We start from the raw sequence: 17,666 nt of genomic DNA, 5'->3' as shown, positions 1-17,666 counted from the left end.
GATCGAATACAGCGTGCAAGCCAAAAAATAAAAGCGCTACCCGGTGCCGATAGAGCCTTGATCGGAGCCACCCCACAGCGACTGCCTCATACAATAAGGTCAATAACATGAGTGTATCTATTCAGGTCAACAGCTCCACGGAGTTGAAGCGAGGCGCCCTGGGTGTCGGCTTCATCATCTTTTTCGTGGTTTCGGCGGCGAGTCCGCTCAGTGTCATCGCCGGCGGTTTTCCGATTGGCATCATGCTGGGTAACGGTGCCGGCACCCCGGCGTTGCTGCTTCTCGCCTTGCTGGTGCTATTGGCGTTCTCGGTGGGTTACACCACCATGTCCCGGCACCTCACCAACGCTGGCGGTTTCTATGCCTTCACCTCGCGTGGCCTGGGCGGTTTGGCCGGGGGCTCGGCGGCGGTGTTGGCGATGTTTGCCTATAACATTCTCCAGATCGCCCTGTATGGCATGTTCGGCGGCGTGGTCAGCGGCACCATGGAGAGCGTGGTTGGCCTGGTGTTGCCGTGGTGGTCGTATTCGCTGATGGCGATGGCCAGTATTGCGGTCCTCGGTTATCGCAAGATTGATCTGTCGGCCCGGGTATTGTCGGTCGTGGTGATCGCCGAGTACCTGGCGATCCTCACCCTCGACTTCGCCATTCTCAAGAGCGGCGGCGACAGCGGCGTCAATCTCGACGCATTCAGCAGCCAGCATGTGTTCAGCGGTACGCCGTCGATCGGCCTGCTGTTCTGCTTCGCCGCCTTCATCGGCTTCGAGGCCACGACGATCTACGGCGAGGAAGCGAAAAACCCGCAGCGCACCATTCCGATTGCCACCTACTGTTCGGTGCTGTTGATCGGTGGGTTCTATGCGCTGTCGGTCTGGGCGATGGTGGTGGGCGTGGGCGCGGACAAGATCGTGCCGATGCTGCAGGCATTACAGGACCCCACGACCTTTATCTACGGCATGTCCGATCACTTCGTCGGGCCTTACCTGACCCAGATCATCCGCGTGCTGTTCATGGTCAGTATCTACGCCGGGCTGTTGGCATTCCATAACGCCGCCGCGCGCTACTTCTACGCGATCGGCCGCGACGGCCTGCTGCACAGTCTGCTGGGCACCACGCACCGCGTGCATCAGAGCCCGCATATGGGCTCGGCCTTGCAGAGCCTGATCGCGGCAGTGGTAGTGCTGATCTTCGCCGCCTTGGATGCGGACCCGATCCTGCAACTGTTCGCCTGGTTCTCCAACCTCGCCACCCTGTGCGTGATTTTGTTGATGGCGATGACCTCGGTCGCGGTGTGTGTGTATTTTCACCGGCATCCGGAGCTCAACGTCAGCGTTTTGCGCGGGCGCATTCTGCCGGGGATCTCCTGCCTGGCATTACTGATGGTGCTGGTACTGGCGGTGGCGCATTTCGATGTGCTCACGGGCGCCAGCAAGCTGTTGTCGTACAGCCTGTGCGCCGTCATCCCCCTGGCCCTGCTCGGCGGCATCTTTCTCGCCGCGCGCTTGCGCAAGGTATCGCCCCAGCGGTTCCTGGCGTTGGGCAGCCACAAGCTCTAAGGCATCAACCCGGTACAACTCTACTGCGAACTGTGCGCTTGTCGGTGTCCGACAAGGCGTGCCTGCGTTAAAGGAAAATTGCACATGCACCATTACACGATGCTGATCAACGGGGTTCAGGTTGCCGGTGAAAACGGGCAGTTTGACGTGATCAACCCAGCCACCGGCACCGCATTCGCACAGTGCCCGGCCGGTTCCCTGGCGCAACTGGACCAGGCGGTGGCGGCTGCCCAGGCGGCCTTCAAAACGTGGCGGCACAGCACTCACGCGCTGCGTTGCGAGCGCCTGCTGGCGATTGCCGAGGCGATCGAACAGGATGCCGACGCCCTGGCCCGGTTGATCGTTCTCGAACAGGGCAAACCGCTGGAGCTGGCGTTGTCCGAAGTCATGGGCGCCGCCGCGTGGACCCGCTATGCCGCCGCGCAACAGATCCCCGTGGAACTGGTGGAAGAAACCCCCACCCAGCGTGTCGAGTTGCACCGCAAGCCGCTGGGCGTGGTGGCTTCCATCACACCGTGGAACTGGCCGGTGATGATTGCCGTGTGGCACATCATGCCGGCGTTGCGTGCCGGCAATTGCGTGATCAGCAAACCCTCGAGCCTGACGCCATTGAGCACCTTGCGCCTGGTGGACATCATCGCTCGGCATCTGCCTCACGGGGTGATCAATTGCGTGACCGGTGAGCAAGGTTTCGGCAGCGCGATCACCACCCACCCCGGTATCCAGAAGATCGTCTTCACCGGCTCGACCGCCACCGGGCAAAGCGTGATGCGCGGCGCTGCCGGCAACCTCAAGCGATTGACCCTCGAACTGGGCGGCAACGATGCCGCCATCGTACTGCCGGGCACGCCGGTGGAAGAGGTCGCCGAAGCGATTTTCCAGGCAGCGTTCCTCAACATGGGCCAGACCTGTGCGGCCCTCAAGCGTTTGTACGTTCATGAGTCCCAGTACTCGGCGTTTGCCGATGCATTGACGCGCATCGCCGCACGCCAGGTCGTCGGTGACGGCCTGGCGCCGGGTGTCACGTTTGGTCCGGTGCAGAACCTGGAGCAACTGCAACTGGTCGAGGCACTGGTCGCCGATGCGCGCGAACACGGCGCGCGGGTTTTGTGCGGCGGCGCACGCCTGGAGCGTCCGGGGTTCTTTTATCCACCCACGCTGGTCGCCGATGTCACGGACGGCCAGCGGCTGGTCGACGAGGAACAGTTTGGCCCGGTGTTGCCGTTGATCGCCTATCAGGATGTGGAAGACGTGCTGCGTCGCGCGAATGCGGGCGACATGGGCTTGGGCGGCTCGGTCTGGGGGCCGGACGTCGAACAGGCGACGGCGTTTGCCAGCCGTCTGGAAAGCGGCGTGGCATGGGTCAACTGCCATGCCCGCATCCAGCCGAACACGCCGTTCGGCGGCAGCAAGATGTCTGGGTTCGGTGTCGAGTTCGGCCTTGAAGGGCTGCTGGAATTCACCGGGCAACAGCTGTTGTTTGTCCACAAGCGTGACGCTGAGTAAGGGCCTGAGCCATGTACGAAAAATACAAAACCGCGCAGAAGAAATTCTGGCATCCGATGAGTTCCAGCGCCCCGGCGCAGCGTGCCAAGACCTTGATCATTGCCCGTGGCGACGGCAACTACATCACCGACATCGACGGCCAGCGCATGCTCGACGGCGTGGGCGGCCTGTGGAACGTCAACATCGGGCACAACCGTGCGTCGGTCAAGGCCGCGATTGCCGCGCAACTCGACGAACTGGCGTATTACCAGACCTTCGACGGCATTGCCCATCCGCGGGTGTTCGACCTGGCCGAGCGGCTGACGTCGATGTTCGCCCAGGAGCAGATGACGCGTGTGCTGTTCAGTTCCGGTGGCTCCGATGCGGTGGAGACCGCACTGAAAATGGCCCGCCAGTACTGGATCGCCAGCGGCGAGCCGGGGCGCACGCGCTTTTTGTCCCTGCGCAACGGTTATCACGGCGTACACATGGGCGGCACGTCAGTGGGCGGCAATGGGGTTTATCACTACAACCACGGGCCGTTGTTGGCCGGATGCCATTTGCTCGACACCCCATGGTTGTATCGCAACCCTTGGGACTGCCGGGACCCGCAAGCGCTGACCGCACACTGCATTCGCCAGCTTGAAGATCAGATCGCCTTGCTGGGCGCGCAGACCATCGCCGCGTTGATCGCGGAACCGGTGCAAGGCGCCGGCGGCGTGATCGTGCCGCCGGACGACTACTGGAAGCGCCTGCGTGAGGTGTGCGACCGCCACGGCATTCTGTTGATCGCCGACGAAGTGGTCACCGGTTTCGGTCGCTCGGGCTGTATGCTCGGCAGCCGCGGCTGGGGTGTCGCGCCGGACATGCTGTGCCTGGCCAAAGGCATCACCGCCGGTTATATCCCGCTGGGCGCAACGATGTTCAATCAGCGCATCGTCGACGCGATTGAGCACGGCGAAGGCTTCAGTAACGTGATCATGCACGGCTACACCTACAGCGGGCATCCGACCGCCTGCGCGGCCGCTCTGGCGGTGCTGGATATCGTCGAAGCCGAGGACCTGCCGGGCAACGCCGCCAAGGTCGGCGGGCAATTGCTCGAACAGCTGCAAGCACTGACCGAGCGTTACGCCGTGGTCGGTGAAGTGCGCGGCAAGGGCCTGATGATTGCCCTCGACCTAGTGGCGGACAAAACCACCCGCGAACCGCTGAACCCGGCGGCCGGGCAGCCTTTGCGGATCGCTGACGCGGCACGCCGCGCCGGGGTGCTGGTGCGACCGATCGGCAACAAAATCGTTCTTTCGCCACCGCCGACCCTCACGGGCGCGGAGGCCGAATTGATCGTCGCGGCGCTGGACACCGCGCTCGCCGCTTGCGGCTAGCCCTTGCGAGCCTGGCGCAGCGCGGCTGCGCCAGTGTTATGCGAATACCTAAGACAGCCTTTGAAGGTGCACCTCAAGGAGTTTCAACCATGCGGTATCCATCCCCTCCCTTTCGCCGCGGCACCCTGGCTGCCACATTGGCGCTTTGCGCCGTCGGCCAGGCCCATGCCTATGAGGTTTACAGCGACGAGAGCCGGCATCTCAACGCCGATATGACCGCCGTATTCGGTCAGTTCAACAGTCGCAAAAACTATGACGGCGCCCCGGGCGGTTCGACCTGGCGCGAAGGCTTCATCAAATACGGCTTGAGCGGCGACCAGGCCCTGGCAGGCAAAGGCACGGCCTATGGCGCGTTCGCGCTGGTCAGTTCCGCGACCTGGGGCGACGGTGATCCGGCCGGCAATACCCTCGGCACCGAACACACCACGAAAATTGAAGACGCTTACCTCGGTTGGCGTTCCGGCGACCTGTTTCCGGCACTGGGCAAGGACGGCGTGGATATTTCCGGTGGGCGCCAGGTGGTCAAGATCGGTCGTGGTTTCCTGGTCAACGACGACGGGCCGAACCTGGGCAAGGGCCCGGCGGATGGCGCGCTGAACCGTGGCGGGGCCTTTTACCTGGCGGCGCGGCATGCCTTCGATCAAACCGCGGTCCTGCGCCTGGGCGGGCAGGAGGGCGTGCATGGCAGCGTGTTGTGGCTCAAGTCCGACAACCGCGCCCAGGCGGAAACCGAACTGGCCGCCGGCACCCTGGATTACACCGCCAAGCCCGGCACTCTGGGGTTGACCTGGGTGCATGGCATCGATGTGAACGAGCGCTGGGCCAGCGATTTTCAGCGCCAGCGCAAGGGTATGAACGTCTACAGCGTGCGCGGCGAAGGCGATGCCGGGCTGCCGAACGTCAGCCTGGCATTCGAGTATGCCTGGCAGGACAAAGACGACGGGCCTGAAAAAGCCTGGTACGGCGAAGCCGGCTACACCTTTGCCGACATCGCCTGGGCGCCGAAGCTGACCTATCGCTATACCCGTTATTCGCAGAAGTGGGATTCGCTGTTTACCGGGCTCAGCACGGGTTACGGCACCTGGTTCCAGGGCGAGGTGGCCTCCAACTATGCCGGCCCGTTCAACAGCAACACCGGTATCCATCACGTCGGTCTCAAGGCAACGCCATTGGAGAACCTGACGGTCGGCGCGCTGTACTTTGACTTCGACACGTTGCGCAAAAACAATGCGCTGAACCTCGATGCGCGGGAGCTGGACGTCTACGTCGAGTGGGCCGTCAACCCGCACCTGATCGTCACGCCGCTGATCGGCCTCTACAAGCCGAAGCAGGACTCCACCAGCGGCGGCAACCAGACGGTCGGCAATGGCACCAACCTGTACAGCCAATTCACGGTCGCGGTGCCATTCTGAGGTTGACGGCCGTCGCGTTCCTGACCCTCAGGACGCGGGGGCGCTCGGTGGGTTGCGCATGTTTTCGGCAATTCGCCGTGTGGTGTCCATCACCATTTCGATCACGGTTTCCTGACGCAGCAGCTTGAAGCTCTGGCTGCTGCCGACGGCGGACAGACTGCCAACCACCTCGTCCATATCCGGCCGGATGATGGGCGCGGCGATACCGGTCAGGCCCAGGTTGAGTTCGTCGTGGGTCAGGCAGTAGCCGTCCTTGCGGATCTTTTTCGCGGCCTTGGAGAAGCTGGCCCAGTCGTATGGGCTGTCCGGGTCGTTGGCCATGTGTTCTTCGAACAGGCGTTGCAAGCGTCGACCTTTCTGAAAGGCGATCAGCACCTTGGATTGCGCGCCGCGAAAAAACGGCAGCGGGTGTCCGCGGCCAAAGGAGAAGTGGTAGGTGTCGCTGGGTTCGGCGATGTAGGTGTTGATGATGCGCCCGTCATAAAAAACGCTGGCGAACACGGCCAGGCCGGTCTGGGCGGACAGTTCGTGCATCAGCTCGCGCCCGGCGAGGAGGATGGGGTCGTACTGGCGCATCATCCAGTCCAGTTCGATCACGCGCGGCCCCAGGCCGTAGCTGCCGGCATCCACGCGGGTCAGCAGGCCGGCGTCACACAGGTCCTTGACGTAGCGATACACGGTGGCGCGCGACAGGCCCATGCGCTCGGCGATGGTGTCCGGATCGATCTTCAACGTCTGCGGACCGAACAGGTCCAGGACACTCAACAACTTGCTCAGACTGCTCATTTCGTTCCTAGAAAAGGGGATGGCACGCGGGTGAGCACTATAGGCACGCCCGCCCGCGCTGAAAAGACGGCCGGCCCGATGGGGGGCCGTCACGCCACACTATCGCAGTTAAGCGAAAAAGCAATCGTCGCAGCACTTTTCATAACCGATTAATTGGCATTTATCTCATAAGTAGAGACAAATGGTAAAAAACAGCTTGTTTGATGTGATTTTATGTGTGATAAATCTCATCAAAGAAGATGCTCAAGCGAGAGGGCTGATAATGAATGGTGCGCAACTGATAGTGAATGCGGCAGCGGCAAGCGGTATCGAGTACTGCTTCGCCAACCCGGGAACCACGGAGATCCCGCTGGTGGCGGCCATGGCCAGCGCGCCCGCCCTCAAGCCGGTGTTGTCGTTGTTCGAAGGCGTCTGTACCGGAGCGGCGGACGGTTACGGCCGCGTCGCCGGCAAGCCCGCGATGACGCTGACTCACCTGGGCCCGGGGTTTGCCAATGGCATCGCCAACCTGCACAACGCGCGGCGCGCCAACACGCCTATCGTCAATGTGATCGGTGACCACGCCTCATGGCATGTCAACTACGACCCGCCCCTGGCCAGCGATATCCAGGCCCTGGCCGGCACCGTGTCCGGCTGGGTTCGCACATCGCGCACCGCCTCGGCGATCGGTGAGGACCTGCAGGAAGCTGTGCGTGCCGCCTGGCAAGCCAAGGGCCAGATCGCCAGCCTGATCCTGCCGATGGACCTGCAAGCCGCCGCGGTGACGCACAACGGTGTGTTCACGCGGATGCAGGCGCCGATCCGCCGCTTTGCCGGCGACCGTATCGAAGCGGTCGCGCAGGCCTTGCGTGATGGTCAGCGGCTGGTCTTCATCGTCGGTGATCAAGGCTTGTCGGTTGCCGGCCTGGAAGCGGCAGGGCGTCTGGCGCAATTGCCCGGCGTGCGGCTGTTCGCCGAAACCTTTCCCCGGCTCAGCTACCGGGGCGGCGGTCTGCCGGACCTGGACCGCCTGCCGTACTTCCCGGAAGTGGCCATCGAGATCCTCGAGCAGTACGACAAGGTGGTCTGTGCCGGTGTCCCGGAACCCATCAGTTACTTCGGCTACGAAGGTATTCCGTCGCGGCTGGCCGAGCGTGAGCGCTTGCTGTCGCTGGCCGACGTCGGCGACGACGTGGCCGGGGCGTTGACCGCGCTGGCCGACGCGCTGAATGCACCGGCTTATGTGCCGACCCCGCGGGGGATCGAGCTGCCGCCAGGCGAGGCCGCGTTGACGCCGCAGTCGGTCGGCCAAGTGTTGGCCGCAGCGCTGCCGGACGACTGCATTGTCTCGGTCGAAGGGGGCACTTGCGGCTATCCGTTTTTCACCGCCTCCGCCAGTGCGGCGCGGCACCGTGTGTTGACCAACACCGGCGGCGCGATTGGCCAGGGCATTCCGGTCGGGTTCGGCGCCGCGCTGGCGGAGCCCGGTACCCGGGTGTTTTGCCTGCAATCGGACGGCAGCGCGCAGTACACCATTCAAACCCTGTGGAGCATCGCCCGCGAGCAATTGCCGGTGGTGATCCTGATCGCCGCCAACCACCGTTACGCGATCCTGCAGAACGAACTGCGCCGTTTCGGCATGACCGAACTCGACCCGCAAGCCCTCAGCCTGACCGTGCTGGACCGTCCACGGATCGACTGGAAAGCCCTTGCCACCGGCTACGGCGTGCCGGCTCGTACCGTACACACCAATGCCGAACTGCAACGGGCGCTGGCCAATGCCGCCGCCGATGCGGGCCCTTGCCTGATCGAAATGGCACTGTGAAGGAGTCGATAATGAATCAGCTTGACGTGTTACCCGCCGTCCAGGCGTTCCTGTCTCAACCCGGCCGTCTGTTCATCGGCGGTACCTGGCAAGACGCGGCCAGCGGTCGCCGGTTCGCGGTGGAAAACCCTGCCACCGAAGAAACACTCACGGAGGTCGCACGCAGCGACGAGCGCGATGTGGATGCCGCCGTAGCCGCCGCCCGCGCCGCATTCACGGGGGCTTGGGCGCAGCAGTCACCGGCCCAGCGCGGCGTGTTGCTGTTTCGCCTGGCGGACTTGCTCGACCAGCACCGCGAAGAGCTGGCGCAACTGATCACCCTGGAAAACGGCAAGCCGATTACCAACGCACGCGCCGAGGCGGCCAGCGCGGCCAGCATCCTTCGTTACTTCGCCGGTTGGCCGACCAAGATCGAAGGCAGCACGCTGCCGGTATCGCCGGCCAGCGGCGCACCGATGCTCAACTACACGTTGCGCGAGCCGGTGGGCGTCTGCGCCTTGATCGTGCCGTGGAACTTCCCGTTGAACATGTGCGTGTGGAAGCTCGGCCCGGCGCTGGCCACCGGCTGTGTGGCGGTGCTCAAGCCCGCCGAGCAGACGCCGCTGGTGGCGATCCGGCTGGTGCAGTTGATCGAGGCGGCGGGCTTCCCGCCGGGTGTGGTCAACCTGATCACCGGCCTGGGCGCCGAGACCGGCGCACCGCTGGCGCAGCATCCTGACGTGGACAAGATCGCCTTCACCGGCTCGACCCAGGTCGGGCGGCTGATCGCCCAGGCGGCCACCGGCAACATGAAGAAGGTCTCGCTGGAGCTGGGCGGCAAATCACCGAACATCATCTTGCCCGACGCCGACATCGTGCGCGCCGCCAAGGGCGCCGCCGATGGGATTTTCTACAACCAGGGCCAGGTGTGTACGGCGGCATCGCGTCTGTACGTACACGCCAGCGTGCTGGATCAGGTGCTCGAAGAATTGCAGCGCCACGCTGCCGCCCATGTCCTCGGCAACGGCCTGGACCCGGCCAACAGCATGGGCCCGCTGGTGTCCGCGCGGCAGCTGGATACGGTCAAGGGCTACCTGCAGCGCGGCCAGGAGGAGGGCGCCGAACTGATTTGCGGCGGCGGCCGCCCCGAGCACCTGGAACGCGGGCACTTCATCCAGCCGAGTGTGTTCCTCGATCGTGCCGAGCGTGCCTGCGTGGCCCGCGAAGAGATCTTCGGCCCGGTGCTCACCGTCATGAGCTGGACCGACGTCGATGACCTGGTGTTGCGCGCCAACGACTCGCCCTATGGCCTGGCCGCCGGCCTGTGGACCCGCGACTTGCGCTCGGCGCACCGCCTGGCGGCGCAGCTCCAGGCCGGTTCGGTGTGGATCAACTGTTGGAACGTGGTCGATGCGGCTTCGCCGTTCGGCGGCTACAAGCAATCCGGCTGGGGCCGGGAAATGGGCAAGAACGTTATCGACGCCTACACCGAGACCAAAAGTGTGTTTGTCGATCTCGGCTGAACAGAATAATCACAAGAGGAACTGCTATGGATCTGGAATTGAAAGGCCGCGTGGCAATCGTCACCGGAGGTGGCATGGGCATCGGCAAGGAAGTTGCGCGCTTTCTGTCCGAAGAAGGCTGCAAGGTGGTGATCTGTGCGCGGCGCATGGCGTTTCTCCAGCTGGCCGCCGAAGAGATCAGCGCGCAGACCGGCAACGAAGTACTGCCGCTGTTCTGCGACACCAACGATATGTCGGCCGTGTCGGAAATGGTCGCCGCCGCGCACAAGCACTTCGGCCGCATCGACATCCTGGTCAACGGTGCCGCGGCGCCGTCGGGCGTGGTGCGCAATGACATCGAGCATGCCGGCGACGACGAGTTGCTGTCGGATCTCAACACCAAAGTGATCGGCTACTTCCGCTGTGCCAAGGCCGTGACCCCGCACATGAAGGCGGGCGGTTTCGGTCGCATCATCAACATCGGCGGCCTCACCGGGCGCAGCAGCAAAGTCCTCTCGGGGATGCGCAACCTGGCGATCGCGCACATGACCAAAACCCTCTCCGACCAGTTGGGCGCGTTTGGCATCACGGTCAACCTGATCCACCCGGGCGTGGTCGACACCCCGCACATCCGCGAGCTGTACGAGCGCGAAGGGGTCAAGCAGGGCAAGACCCCGGAGCAGGTCGAGCAGGGCTACATCGACGCAACGCCGATTCGCCGCACGCTGGCGCCCATTGAAATGGGCTGGCTGATCGGCTTCCTGGCGTCCCCCAAGGCTGGCGCGGTGACCGGTGAATCCATCGGCATCGACGGCGGCCTGACCCGTGGCATCTTCATCTGAGGAGTAACTGCGATGAGTAACGGAACCCTATTAGTCGCCACCGTCGGCCAGGCCGTGATCCGTAGCGCCGACGATGGCCGCAGTTGGCATCGTCTCGGCCTCGGGCAGGATCTGGAGTTCGATGCGATCACCCGTTCGCTGAGCTTTCACCCCGGCACGCCGGACGTGATTTATGCCGGCACCGACATTGGTTTGTGCGTCAGCCACGACACGGGCGGCCATTGGCAGCAGGTCGACACGCCGTTCAACGGGCAGACCGTGTGGAAGGTGGCGGTCGACCCGCAGGATGCTCTGCGGATATTCGTCGGCACCGGTGCGCCTTCGCGCGCCGAGCTGTGGCGCACCCTGGACGGCGGCCTGAGCTGGGATCGCGCGCCGGTGGAAATCCCGGAGTTCTGTGATGGCGTCAGTCGTCCACGGTTGCTGGCCTTCGCCTACGACCCCACCGACCGCAACCAGGTGTGGTTCGGCCTCGAGGAGGGCGGGCTGTTCCATTCGCGTAACGGCGGCGAAAGCTGGATGCGCGTCGATGATCGGCTGCTGTGGGACTTCAACTCGGACATCCACAACATCCTGGTCCTGCCCAATCACGGTGAGAAAGTCATCGTGGTGGTTTGCGTCAATGCGGTTTACCGCAGCCTTGATGAAGGGCTGACCTGGACCGGCATCGTCGCCCGCGAAGCGTTTGGCCTGTATTACGCGCGCGCCATGAGTGCGCCATTGGGCACGCAGGATACGCTGTACCTGAGCATCTCCGACGGCACGCCGGGCACCACCAGCAAGATCCTGGTCTCCCATGATGCCGCGCTCAGTTGGCAGGTGTTGCCGCTGCCGCAACAGCCCAATTCCTGTGTGTGGGCTATCGCCTTCAACCCGGCGAACCCTCGGCAAATCGTGGCGGGCACCAAGTACGGCCATTTGTTCACCTCCGAGAACGGCGGTGACGGCTGGCAGAAGCAGTGGCGCGAATTCAGTGAGATCGCTGACGTGCTGTGGACCCCCGCCGTGGCGCAGATCAAGGCGGGGCATCAATCCATCGTCAAGAAAAACTGAGGTAGTGCGTGATGAAAGTCGAAGTCCTTCGTACTCACTTATCGCTATGGGTGAGTGATCCAGATGTGTCAGCACTTTGGTACGCCGACATCCTGGGTATGCACGAAAGTGCCCGTGGCGAGAGCTGGGTGATGATGGCGTTTGGCACCAAGCACCACGACATTGCGTTGATTCGTGCCGAACCCGGCGCCCATCAGGGCGGGTTGGGGTTGCAGCACTACGGATTGGAAATCGCCGGCGACATGACCACCCTGCGCCAGCTCTACGGCATGTTGCTGAGCAAAGGCGTCGAGGTGGTGAAAATCACCGATCACGAAATCGGCCATGGCGTGTATTTCCACGATCCGGATTGTAATCGCATGGAATTCTTTCTCGAGACCGAGCACGACGACGCACTTGGCAAGGCCCGCTTCAAGGCCGCCGGCGCGCCGAGCCGGAACTTTAAACTCGACCCACTTTGAATAGAGGCAGCTCTGATGAAAACCGCGAATTTCGCCAGCTATCACATCCGTAAATGGTACAGCTTCATTGAAGAAACCCTGGCCAACGAAACCGGCCAGTTGGCCGATGGCGAACCTGTGTACAAGTACGCCATCGCCGCAGTGATTGCCAACCCCTATGCCGGCCGCTTCAGCCAGACGCTGGATGCATTGGTGGACGACTCGCCGTTGCTGGGCGAAGAGTTCGGCCGGCGCATCAACGCACTGGCCGGCGAGCACGAGATTGTCAGCTACGGCAAGGCTATCCTGGTGGGCACCGAGGGCGAGTACGAGCACGGCAACGCGTTCCTGACCAACCCTGCCGCCGATCCGATCCGTGTCGCGCTGGGCGGTGGCAAATCCTGGGTGCCGTCCACCGGCAAACGTGGCGGTCCGGGTTCGACCATTGACGTGCCATTGGCTCACAAGGATGCACTGTATGTGCGCTCCCATTACGACAGCATGTCGCTGATGTTCGGTGACGGTCCTTCGCCGGACGAGATCGTTGTGATCTGGGCCTTCGCCACGCGCGGACGCCTGCATGCACGGCTCGGCGGTTTGCAGGCGGCGGATGTGCAAGGTCTCGACGGGCTGCACTGAGCCCGGGCGCAAGGCCTTGCGTGGCATCCGATCAACACCACAACAAGAAAGCGGTGACTAGCGATGAAGCAGGACAAAACCCAGGTGGTCATTGTCGGCGGCGGCCCGAACGGGATCACCGCCGCACACTATATGGGGATGTACGGTATCGACTGCGTCGTCCTTGAACTGGCCGACGGCATCCTGCCTTATCCCCGCGCAGTCGGCATGGACGATGAAGCGCTGCGCGTGCTGCAGGGGATCGGCATTGCCGAGCTGGCCGCACGTGACATGATCTGCGATGTACCGCTGCGCTATTACAACGCGCGTGGCGTGTGTTTCGCCGAGGTCAAGCCGAGCGTCGCGCAGTACGGTTGGCCGATGCGGAACATCTTCATGCAGCAATTGCTCGAAGGCACCCTGCGCGAACATCTCGTGCAGCACGCCAGCGTCCAATTGCGCCAGGGCCATGAACTGCTCGAACTGGAGCAGGACGAGCAGGGCGTGACCTTGCAGGTGCGCGATGCCCACGGCGAGCTCTACCAATTGCAGGCGGACTATGTGATTGGCGCCGACGGCGGGCGTTCCACCGTGCGCAAACAGTTGGGCGTCGAACTGCTCGGGCTCACGCATCCGCGCAAATGGGTGGTGGTCGATACGGCCAACGACACCCTGGATGCGCCGTACACCGCCCTGCATGCCGATCCGCAACGGCCCTTCGTGTGCATCTACCTGCCTTATCAGCAGCGGCGCTGGGAGTTCATGCTGCTGGAGGGCGAAGACGAAGCGAAGATGTGCGACGAGGCGACGATTCGTGAACTGATCCGCGGCCATATCGGCGCGGCCGTGGATCAGTTGAACGTCATCCGGATCCGCGCTTACACCCACCACTCCCGTGTTGCGGCGCGGTTTGTCCAGGGGCGGGTCGCGCTGGTCGGCGATGCGGCGCATATTTCGCCGCCCTGGGCCGGGCAGGGGCTCAATTCCGGCCTGCGCGACGTGGCCAACGTGGCCTGGAAACTGGCGGCGATCATTCAGGGCCGCGCGGCGCCGTCGATCCTCGCCAGCTACGACCAGGAACGCCGCGGCCACGCCACCGAGCTGGTGGCGCTGGCCGACAACATGGGCGCCGTGCTGGGGTTGACCAACCCGCTGATGGCCGGCGTGCGCGACTGGCTGTTCCAGGCGGTCAACAGTGTCGACAACCTGCGCTCGCACCTCTTGGAATTCAAGTTCAAACCCAAGGCCACCATCACCCAAGGCCTGGTCTATCACGAGCGTGCCGAGCTGCGCGAAGACGACCTGGTCGGGCAACTGTTCGTGCAGCCTTATATCGAAGATGCCCAGGGCCAACGTCGGCGCCTCGACGACATGCTGGGCAACTCGTATGCCGTGCTGGGTTACCGTACCAATCCCCGGGCGCCACTGAGCGAGGACATGGCCGCGTATTGGGCGCGTTGGAACACGCGCTTTATCCAGGTCAACCGTTCGCGCAGCGGCGTGGAGCGCAACCAACCGCTGACGGCGATGGACGCGATCAGTGTGGAGGACGTGGATAACCGGCTGGGCGAGTGGTTCTCCAAGGTGCGCGACTGCATCGTCGTGGTGCGTCCGGACCGCTTTGTCGCGGCCATTACCACCCCAGAGCGGCTTGACGGTGTATTGCGCAAGCTGGCGGAGCAACTGTCATGAGCACGCCCGACGATGTACTCGGCCAACTGCGCCAAGCGAGGCTCAGCGCTCATGCCATTGCACCTTTGGTACCGCAGGCGCTGGACCGGCAGCAAGGCTACGCGCTGTTGCGCCAGACCCTGGAGCGACGCGTGGCCGCCGGGGAGAAACCGAGCGGCTGGAAGGTCGCCTTCGCTGGCCGAGCCGCGCAAGCACGCTTTGCTCTCGACGAACCGGTGTACGGCGGCCTCACGGAGGCGATGCAGGTCGAGCCGGGGAGTGCGGTGCCGTTGGCGCGGCTGATCCAGCCCAAGCTGGAGGTCGAACTGGCGTTCGTCTTCGGGCACGCGCTGGCGCCGGGGGACTACCGCGACCAGGACATTCTGACGGCCATCGCCGAGGTGGCGCCCGCGTTCGAAATCGCCGACTGCCGATGGCAAGGCTGGCGTTTCGGGCTTGGCGCCTTCCTCGCCGATAACGCGGCGGCGGGGCTTTACTGTGTGGGGCCGAGGTCGCCGTTCGAGCCGCAACAGCATGCCTGCGTGCCCTATCGTCTGGAGCACGAAGGGGTTCACCTGGGCAGCGGCGATACGCAGGCTCGGGAAGACAACCCCCTGTTCAATCTGTGCTGGTTGGTGCGCCGGCTCCTGGCGGACGGTCACCGTATCGAGGCTGGGCAGGTGGTGCTGTCGGGCGCGTTGCTGGCACCGATCGATATACAGCCGGGAACCTATCGTCTGCAGATGCTTGGCACGGAACTGGCTTTGGTTTTCCAGGCGGACACTGTGCCCGTGTGAATGCCAGCTGCCGTCAGGGATGACTGAGCCCCCTTCAGGCCAATGACCAGACACAGGCCGCCGAGGAACGACGAATATGCTCGCTGAAGTCCGAACCTTCAATGATCCTCAACAGCACGCCGGCTCGATCCAGGGCTGGCAGCAGATCTACGACCAACTGGGCCGTGGCTGCCTCACCAGTGAACTGCGCCAGTTGTCCTGCGATCGCTTCCAGATTTTCCAGGAGGTGCTGGACAAGCGAGTGGTGCAGCATGGTTCCTCGCCCAAAGGCCGTTTGTGCGCCGCCATGTCATTGGGCAGCTCGCCGGTGGTGCAAGGGCAGCAAGTGGACGCGCAGAGCGTGGTGCTGCTGCGCGATTCGGAGGAGTTCGTATTGCATGCTCCGGAAGGCACGCATTTTTTCGCGATTAACGTTGACGCGGTACGCTTTGCCAAACTGGCGGCTTTCGAATTATCCGGCGAGCAGCTTAAACGCCTGACCACCGTGTCTCAGCTGCGTGTGGATGAGGCGTTACTGCTGCGTATACACCAGCGTATTCACCCGTTGTTTCGTCACCTTTTGGAACATACCGACGCGATCAGCGCCGTTTCGGAAAAGATCCTGGAAGATGAGCTGCTCGGCACCTTCCTGGACCTGTTCACCCATGCCAGCGACGAGGTGCGTTGCCGGCGCGGCAATTTCGCCGTCAGTGCCTACCTGGTCCGGCGTTGCCAGGAGTTGATCGTTGCCAGCGGCGATACTCCATTGAGCATCCTCGACCTGTGCGAGCAATTGCGCGTCAGCCGCAGGACCCTGCAGAACAGTTTTCAGGCGGTGACCGGCCTGCGCCCGGTCGAGTACCTGCGCAATCTGCGCCTCAACGCGGTCCGGCGGCGGTTGATCGCGACCGCGGCCAGCGAGAAAAACGTCGGTGAGGTCGCCGTGGCCATGGGCTTTTTTCACCTGAGTCACTTCGCGGCGCATTACCGCGAATTGTTTGGCGAGTCGCCCTCGGAAACGCGCAGGGCCGAGCGCTGATGCGCGATCAGTCCGCCGCCTCGCCAAGCCCGGGGTTCACGCGCTTGCCGATGTCCTTGAGCCGCGCCAGTTGGTCGATCATCGAGGGGGCTTCATCCAGGCAACTGACGAAAGTCCACAGGTAAGTCATCACCGCATAGATATGCCCGGCTTTTACGGCCGGCGACAATGCCAGTTGCGTGATGGCAACCACAAACAGCAGCGCCGCCAGGATGCCAATGAACAGGAAGGCGATGGCCTCACGGTCCGACAAGCGGATGCGCAGTCGCGACAGCAGGTGATAATGACGGTGCAGGGTATGCGCGCCGACGGCTTCCACCATGCCGATTTCCTTTTCCAGGCGATTGTTCAAGCGCTCATGCAAGCGCTGGTTACGCCGGGCGAAGCCGGGCATCACGGTGACGCACAGCAGCAGCGCGAGCAGGCATGCCACGCCAACCCATGGCTCGATCACCAGCAACATGCCGGCCGCGCCAATGATCGAGACCAGCGCGGTGGCGATGATCGGCACGTGCTTCTCGAAAAAGTCGACAAAGTCCCGCGCCAGTACCACCCGCGCCGCCGCCTTGGACGTGCTCTGGCGTTCCAGGCGCTGATTGAGGATCACCGGCACCGCAAGATCGGCGTAGATGCGCGTAAAGGTGCGCGTATCCAGCGCGCGCCGCGCCGCCCCCACCACCCAGAACCCCAGCACCACGCCGGCATAGAGCAATGCGCTGGCGGCATCGCCGCGGATGATCGAGTCCACGGCAAACCCGGCAAACAGCGGGTAGGCGAGCAGCAGTGCATTTTCCAGCGCCACCAGCGACAAGGTCGCAAACAGCTTGCCGGGGTAGGCCCTGGCAATGGCCTTGAGGGTCTGGCTGGCGGATTGCTGACCGAGCTTTTTGCTTTCTTCGAGCACAATCCTAGGGGTTACGGACGGCATGGGCCACCTGTCGAGCGCATCATGGGAGGATAGATACCGCGGGCGACGCCGAGCAGATAGCGCGCCTCCTCGGTCATCAATAACAAATTGATCTGCACTTCTTCGATAACGATTTCCATGGCGATCAATATGCAAATGGCCGGCGCTGTAATCAGCCAGTGACAATAAGACTGTGTGATCAACGACGCGCACACACCAATCAACCACAACGCCAATACGCAATGCGGCGCGTACTTCTGCAGGGGAATCCAGAAGCGCTGCAACTTTCGCAGTTTGAGTGTGTAGAGCGTCAGTGACGCTTCCAGCTGTTTCGAGTCAACAAGGGGGCGAGCGGAATGCAGAGTCGGCATAACAATTGTCCGCGTAAAACATTGAACGTCATTTGCCAGGTGT

General features: G+C 63.2%; 16 protein-coding genes. 13 read left to right on the top strand and 3 right to left on the bottom strand.

Annotated elements, in window-relative coordinates; translation table 11 throughout:
• Window positions 1-107 precede the first annotated feature (107 nt).
• From NR164_RS09480 to NR164_RS09465, 4 genes are all read left to right on the top strand, one after another.
• The gene (locus tag NR164_RS09480; protein WP_046384094.1) at window positions 108-1,556 is read left to right on the top strand and encodes an APC family permease; all 1,449 of its coding nucleotides are present in this window, start codon (window positions 108-110) and stop codon (window positions 1,554-1,556) included.
• A gap of 84 nt (window positions 1,557-1,640) precedes the next feature.
• Complete coding sequence (locus tag NR164_RS09475; protein WP_256822671.1) at window positions 1,641-3,062, top strand: aldehyde dehydrogenase family protein; 1,422 nt, start codon at window positions 1,641-1,643, stop codon at window positions 3,060-3,062.
• Window positions 3,063-3,073: 11 nt separating this feature from the next.
• On the top strand, window positions 3,074-4,423 hold the full coding sequence (locus tag NR164_RS09470; RefSeq protein WP_256822670.1) for an aminotransferase class III-fold pyridoxal phosphate-dependent enzyme: 1,350 nt from the start codon (window positions 3,074-3,076) through the stop codon (window positions 4,421-4,423).
• 89 nt (window positions 4,424-4,512) lie between these two features.
• Entirely contained in the window at window positions 4,513-5,835 is a 1,323-nt protein-coding gene (locus NR164_RS09465) for an alginate export family protein (protein ID WP_256822669.1), read from the top strand.
• 27 nt (window positions 5,836-5,862) lie between these two features.
• Here the strand turns inward: NR164_RS09465 and NR164_RS09460 are convergent, their stop codons facing one another.
• On the bottom strand, window positions 5,863-6,621 hold the full coding sequence (locus NR164_RS09460) for an IclR family transcriptional regulator (protein ID WP_046384091.1): 759 nt from the start codon (window positions 6,619-6,621) through the stop codon (window positions 5,863-5,865).
• A gap of 262 nt (window positions 6,622-6,883) precedes the next feature.
• Here NR164_RS09460 and NR164_RS09455 point away from each other — a divergent pair, with 262 nt between their 5' ends.
• The 9 genes from NR164_RS09455 (at window position 6,884) to NR164_RS09415 (ending at window position 16,345) form a co-directional block, all read left to right on the top strand.
• Entirely contained in the window at window positions 6,884-8,425 is a 1,542-nt protein-coding gene (locus NR164_RS09455) for an acetolactate synthase large subunit (RefSeq protein WP_046384090.1), read from the top strand.
• A gap of 11 nt (window positions 8,426-8,436) precedes the next feature.
• Complete coding sequence (locus NR164_RS09450) at window positions 8,437-9,927, top strand: aldehyde dehydrogenase family protein (protein WP_201022091.1); 1,491 nt, start codon at window positions 8,437-8,439, stop codon at window positions 9,925-9,927.
• A 26-nt stretch (window positions 9,928-9,953) separates the two neighbouring features.
• Complete coding sequence (locus NR164_RS09445) at window positions 9,954-10,748, top strand: SDR family NAD(P)-dependent oxidoreductase (RefSeq protein ID WP_079443273.1); 795 nt, start codon at window positions 9,954-9,956, stop codon at window positions 10,746-10,748.
• A 12-nt stretch (window positions 10,749-10,760) separates the two neighbouring features.
• The gene (locus NR164_RS09440) at window positions 10,761-11,801 is read left to right on the top strand and encodes a YCF48-related protein (protein WP_046384088.1); all 1,041 of its coding nucleotides are present in this window, start codon (window positions 10,761-10,763) and stop codon (window positions 11,799-11,801) included.
• Window positions 11,802-11,812: 11 nt separating this feature from the next.
• Window positions 11,813-12,262, top strand: a complete 450-nt coding sequence (locus NR164_RS09435) for a VOC family protein (RefSeq protein ID WP_046384087.1) — start codon at window positions 11,813-11,815, stop codon at window positions 12,260-12,262.
• A gap of 15 nt (window positions 12,263-12,277) precedes the next feature.
• A complete protein-coding gene (locus NR164_RS09430; RefSeq protein WP_046384086.1) occupies window positions 12,278-12,880 on the top strand; it encodes an amino acid synthesis family protein in 603 nt (200 codons plus the stop codon).
• Between the two features lie 63 nt (window positions 12,881-12,943).
• Window positions 12,944-14,551, top strand: a complete 1,608-nt coding sequence (locus NR164_RS09425; RefSeq protein WP_256822667.1) for a bifunctional 3-(3-hydroxy-phenyl)propionate/3-hydroxycinnamic acid hydroxylase — start codon at window positions 12,944-12,946, stop codon at window positions 14,549-14,551.
• Window positions 14,548-15,327, top strand: a complete 780-nt coding sequence (locus NR164_RS09420; RefSeq protein ID WP_256822665.1) for a 2-keto-4-pentenoate hydratase — start codon at window positions 14,548-14,550, stop codon at window positions 15,325-15,327. The genes NR164_RS09425 and NR164_RS09420 overlap by 4 nt, the downstream gene beginning before the upstream one ends.
• Window positions 15,328-15,403: 76 nt before the next feature.
• A complete protein-coding gene (locus tag NR164_RS09415; RefSeq protein ID WP_046384083.1) occupies window positions 15,404-16,345 on the top strand; it encodes a helix-turn-helix domain-containing protein in 942 nt (313 codons plus the stop codon).
• 7 nt (window positions 16,346-16,352) lie between these two features.
• On the opposite strand, the gene NR164_RS09410 is transcribed toward NR164_RS09415, so the two are convergent.
• A complete protein-coding gene (locus tag NR164_RS09410) occupies window positions 16,353-17,273 on the bottom strand; it encodes an ABC transporter six-transmembrane domain-containing protein (protein WP_046384082.1) in 921 nt (306 codons plus the stop codon).
• Window positions 17,261-17,623, bottom strand: a complete 363-nt coding sequence (locus NR164_RS09405) for a hypothetical protein (protein ID WP_017846975.1) — start codon at window positions 17,621-17,623, stop codon at window positions 17,261-17,263. The genes NR164_RS09410 and NR164_RS09405 overlap by 13 nt, the downstream gene beginning before the upstream one ends.
• Window positions 17,624-17,666: the final 43 nt, after the last annotated feature.

Source organism: Pseudomonas sp. Pse79 (assembly GCF_024519615.1).
Taxonomy (GTDB): Bacteria; Pseudomonadota; Gammaproteobacteria; order Pseudomonadales; family Pseudomonadaceae; genus Aquipseudomonas; species Aquipseudomonas veronii.
The sequence above is the reverse complement of the archived record's forward strand: the minus strand, read 5'-3'. Positions and strand labels throughout refer to the sequence as shown.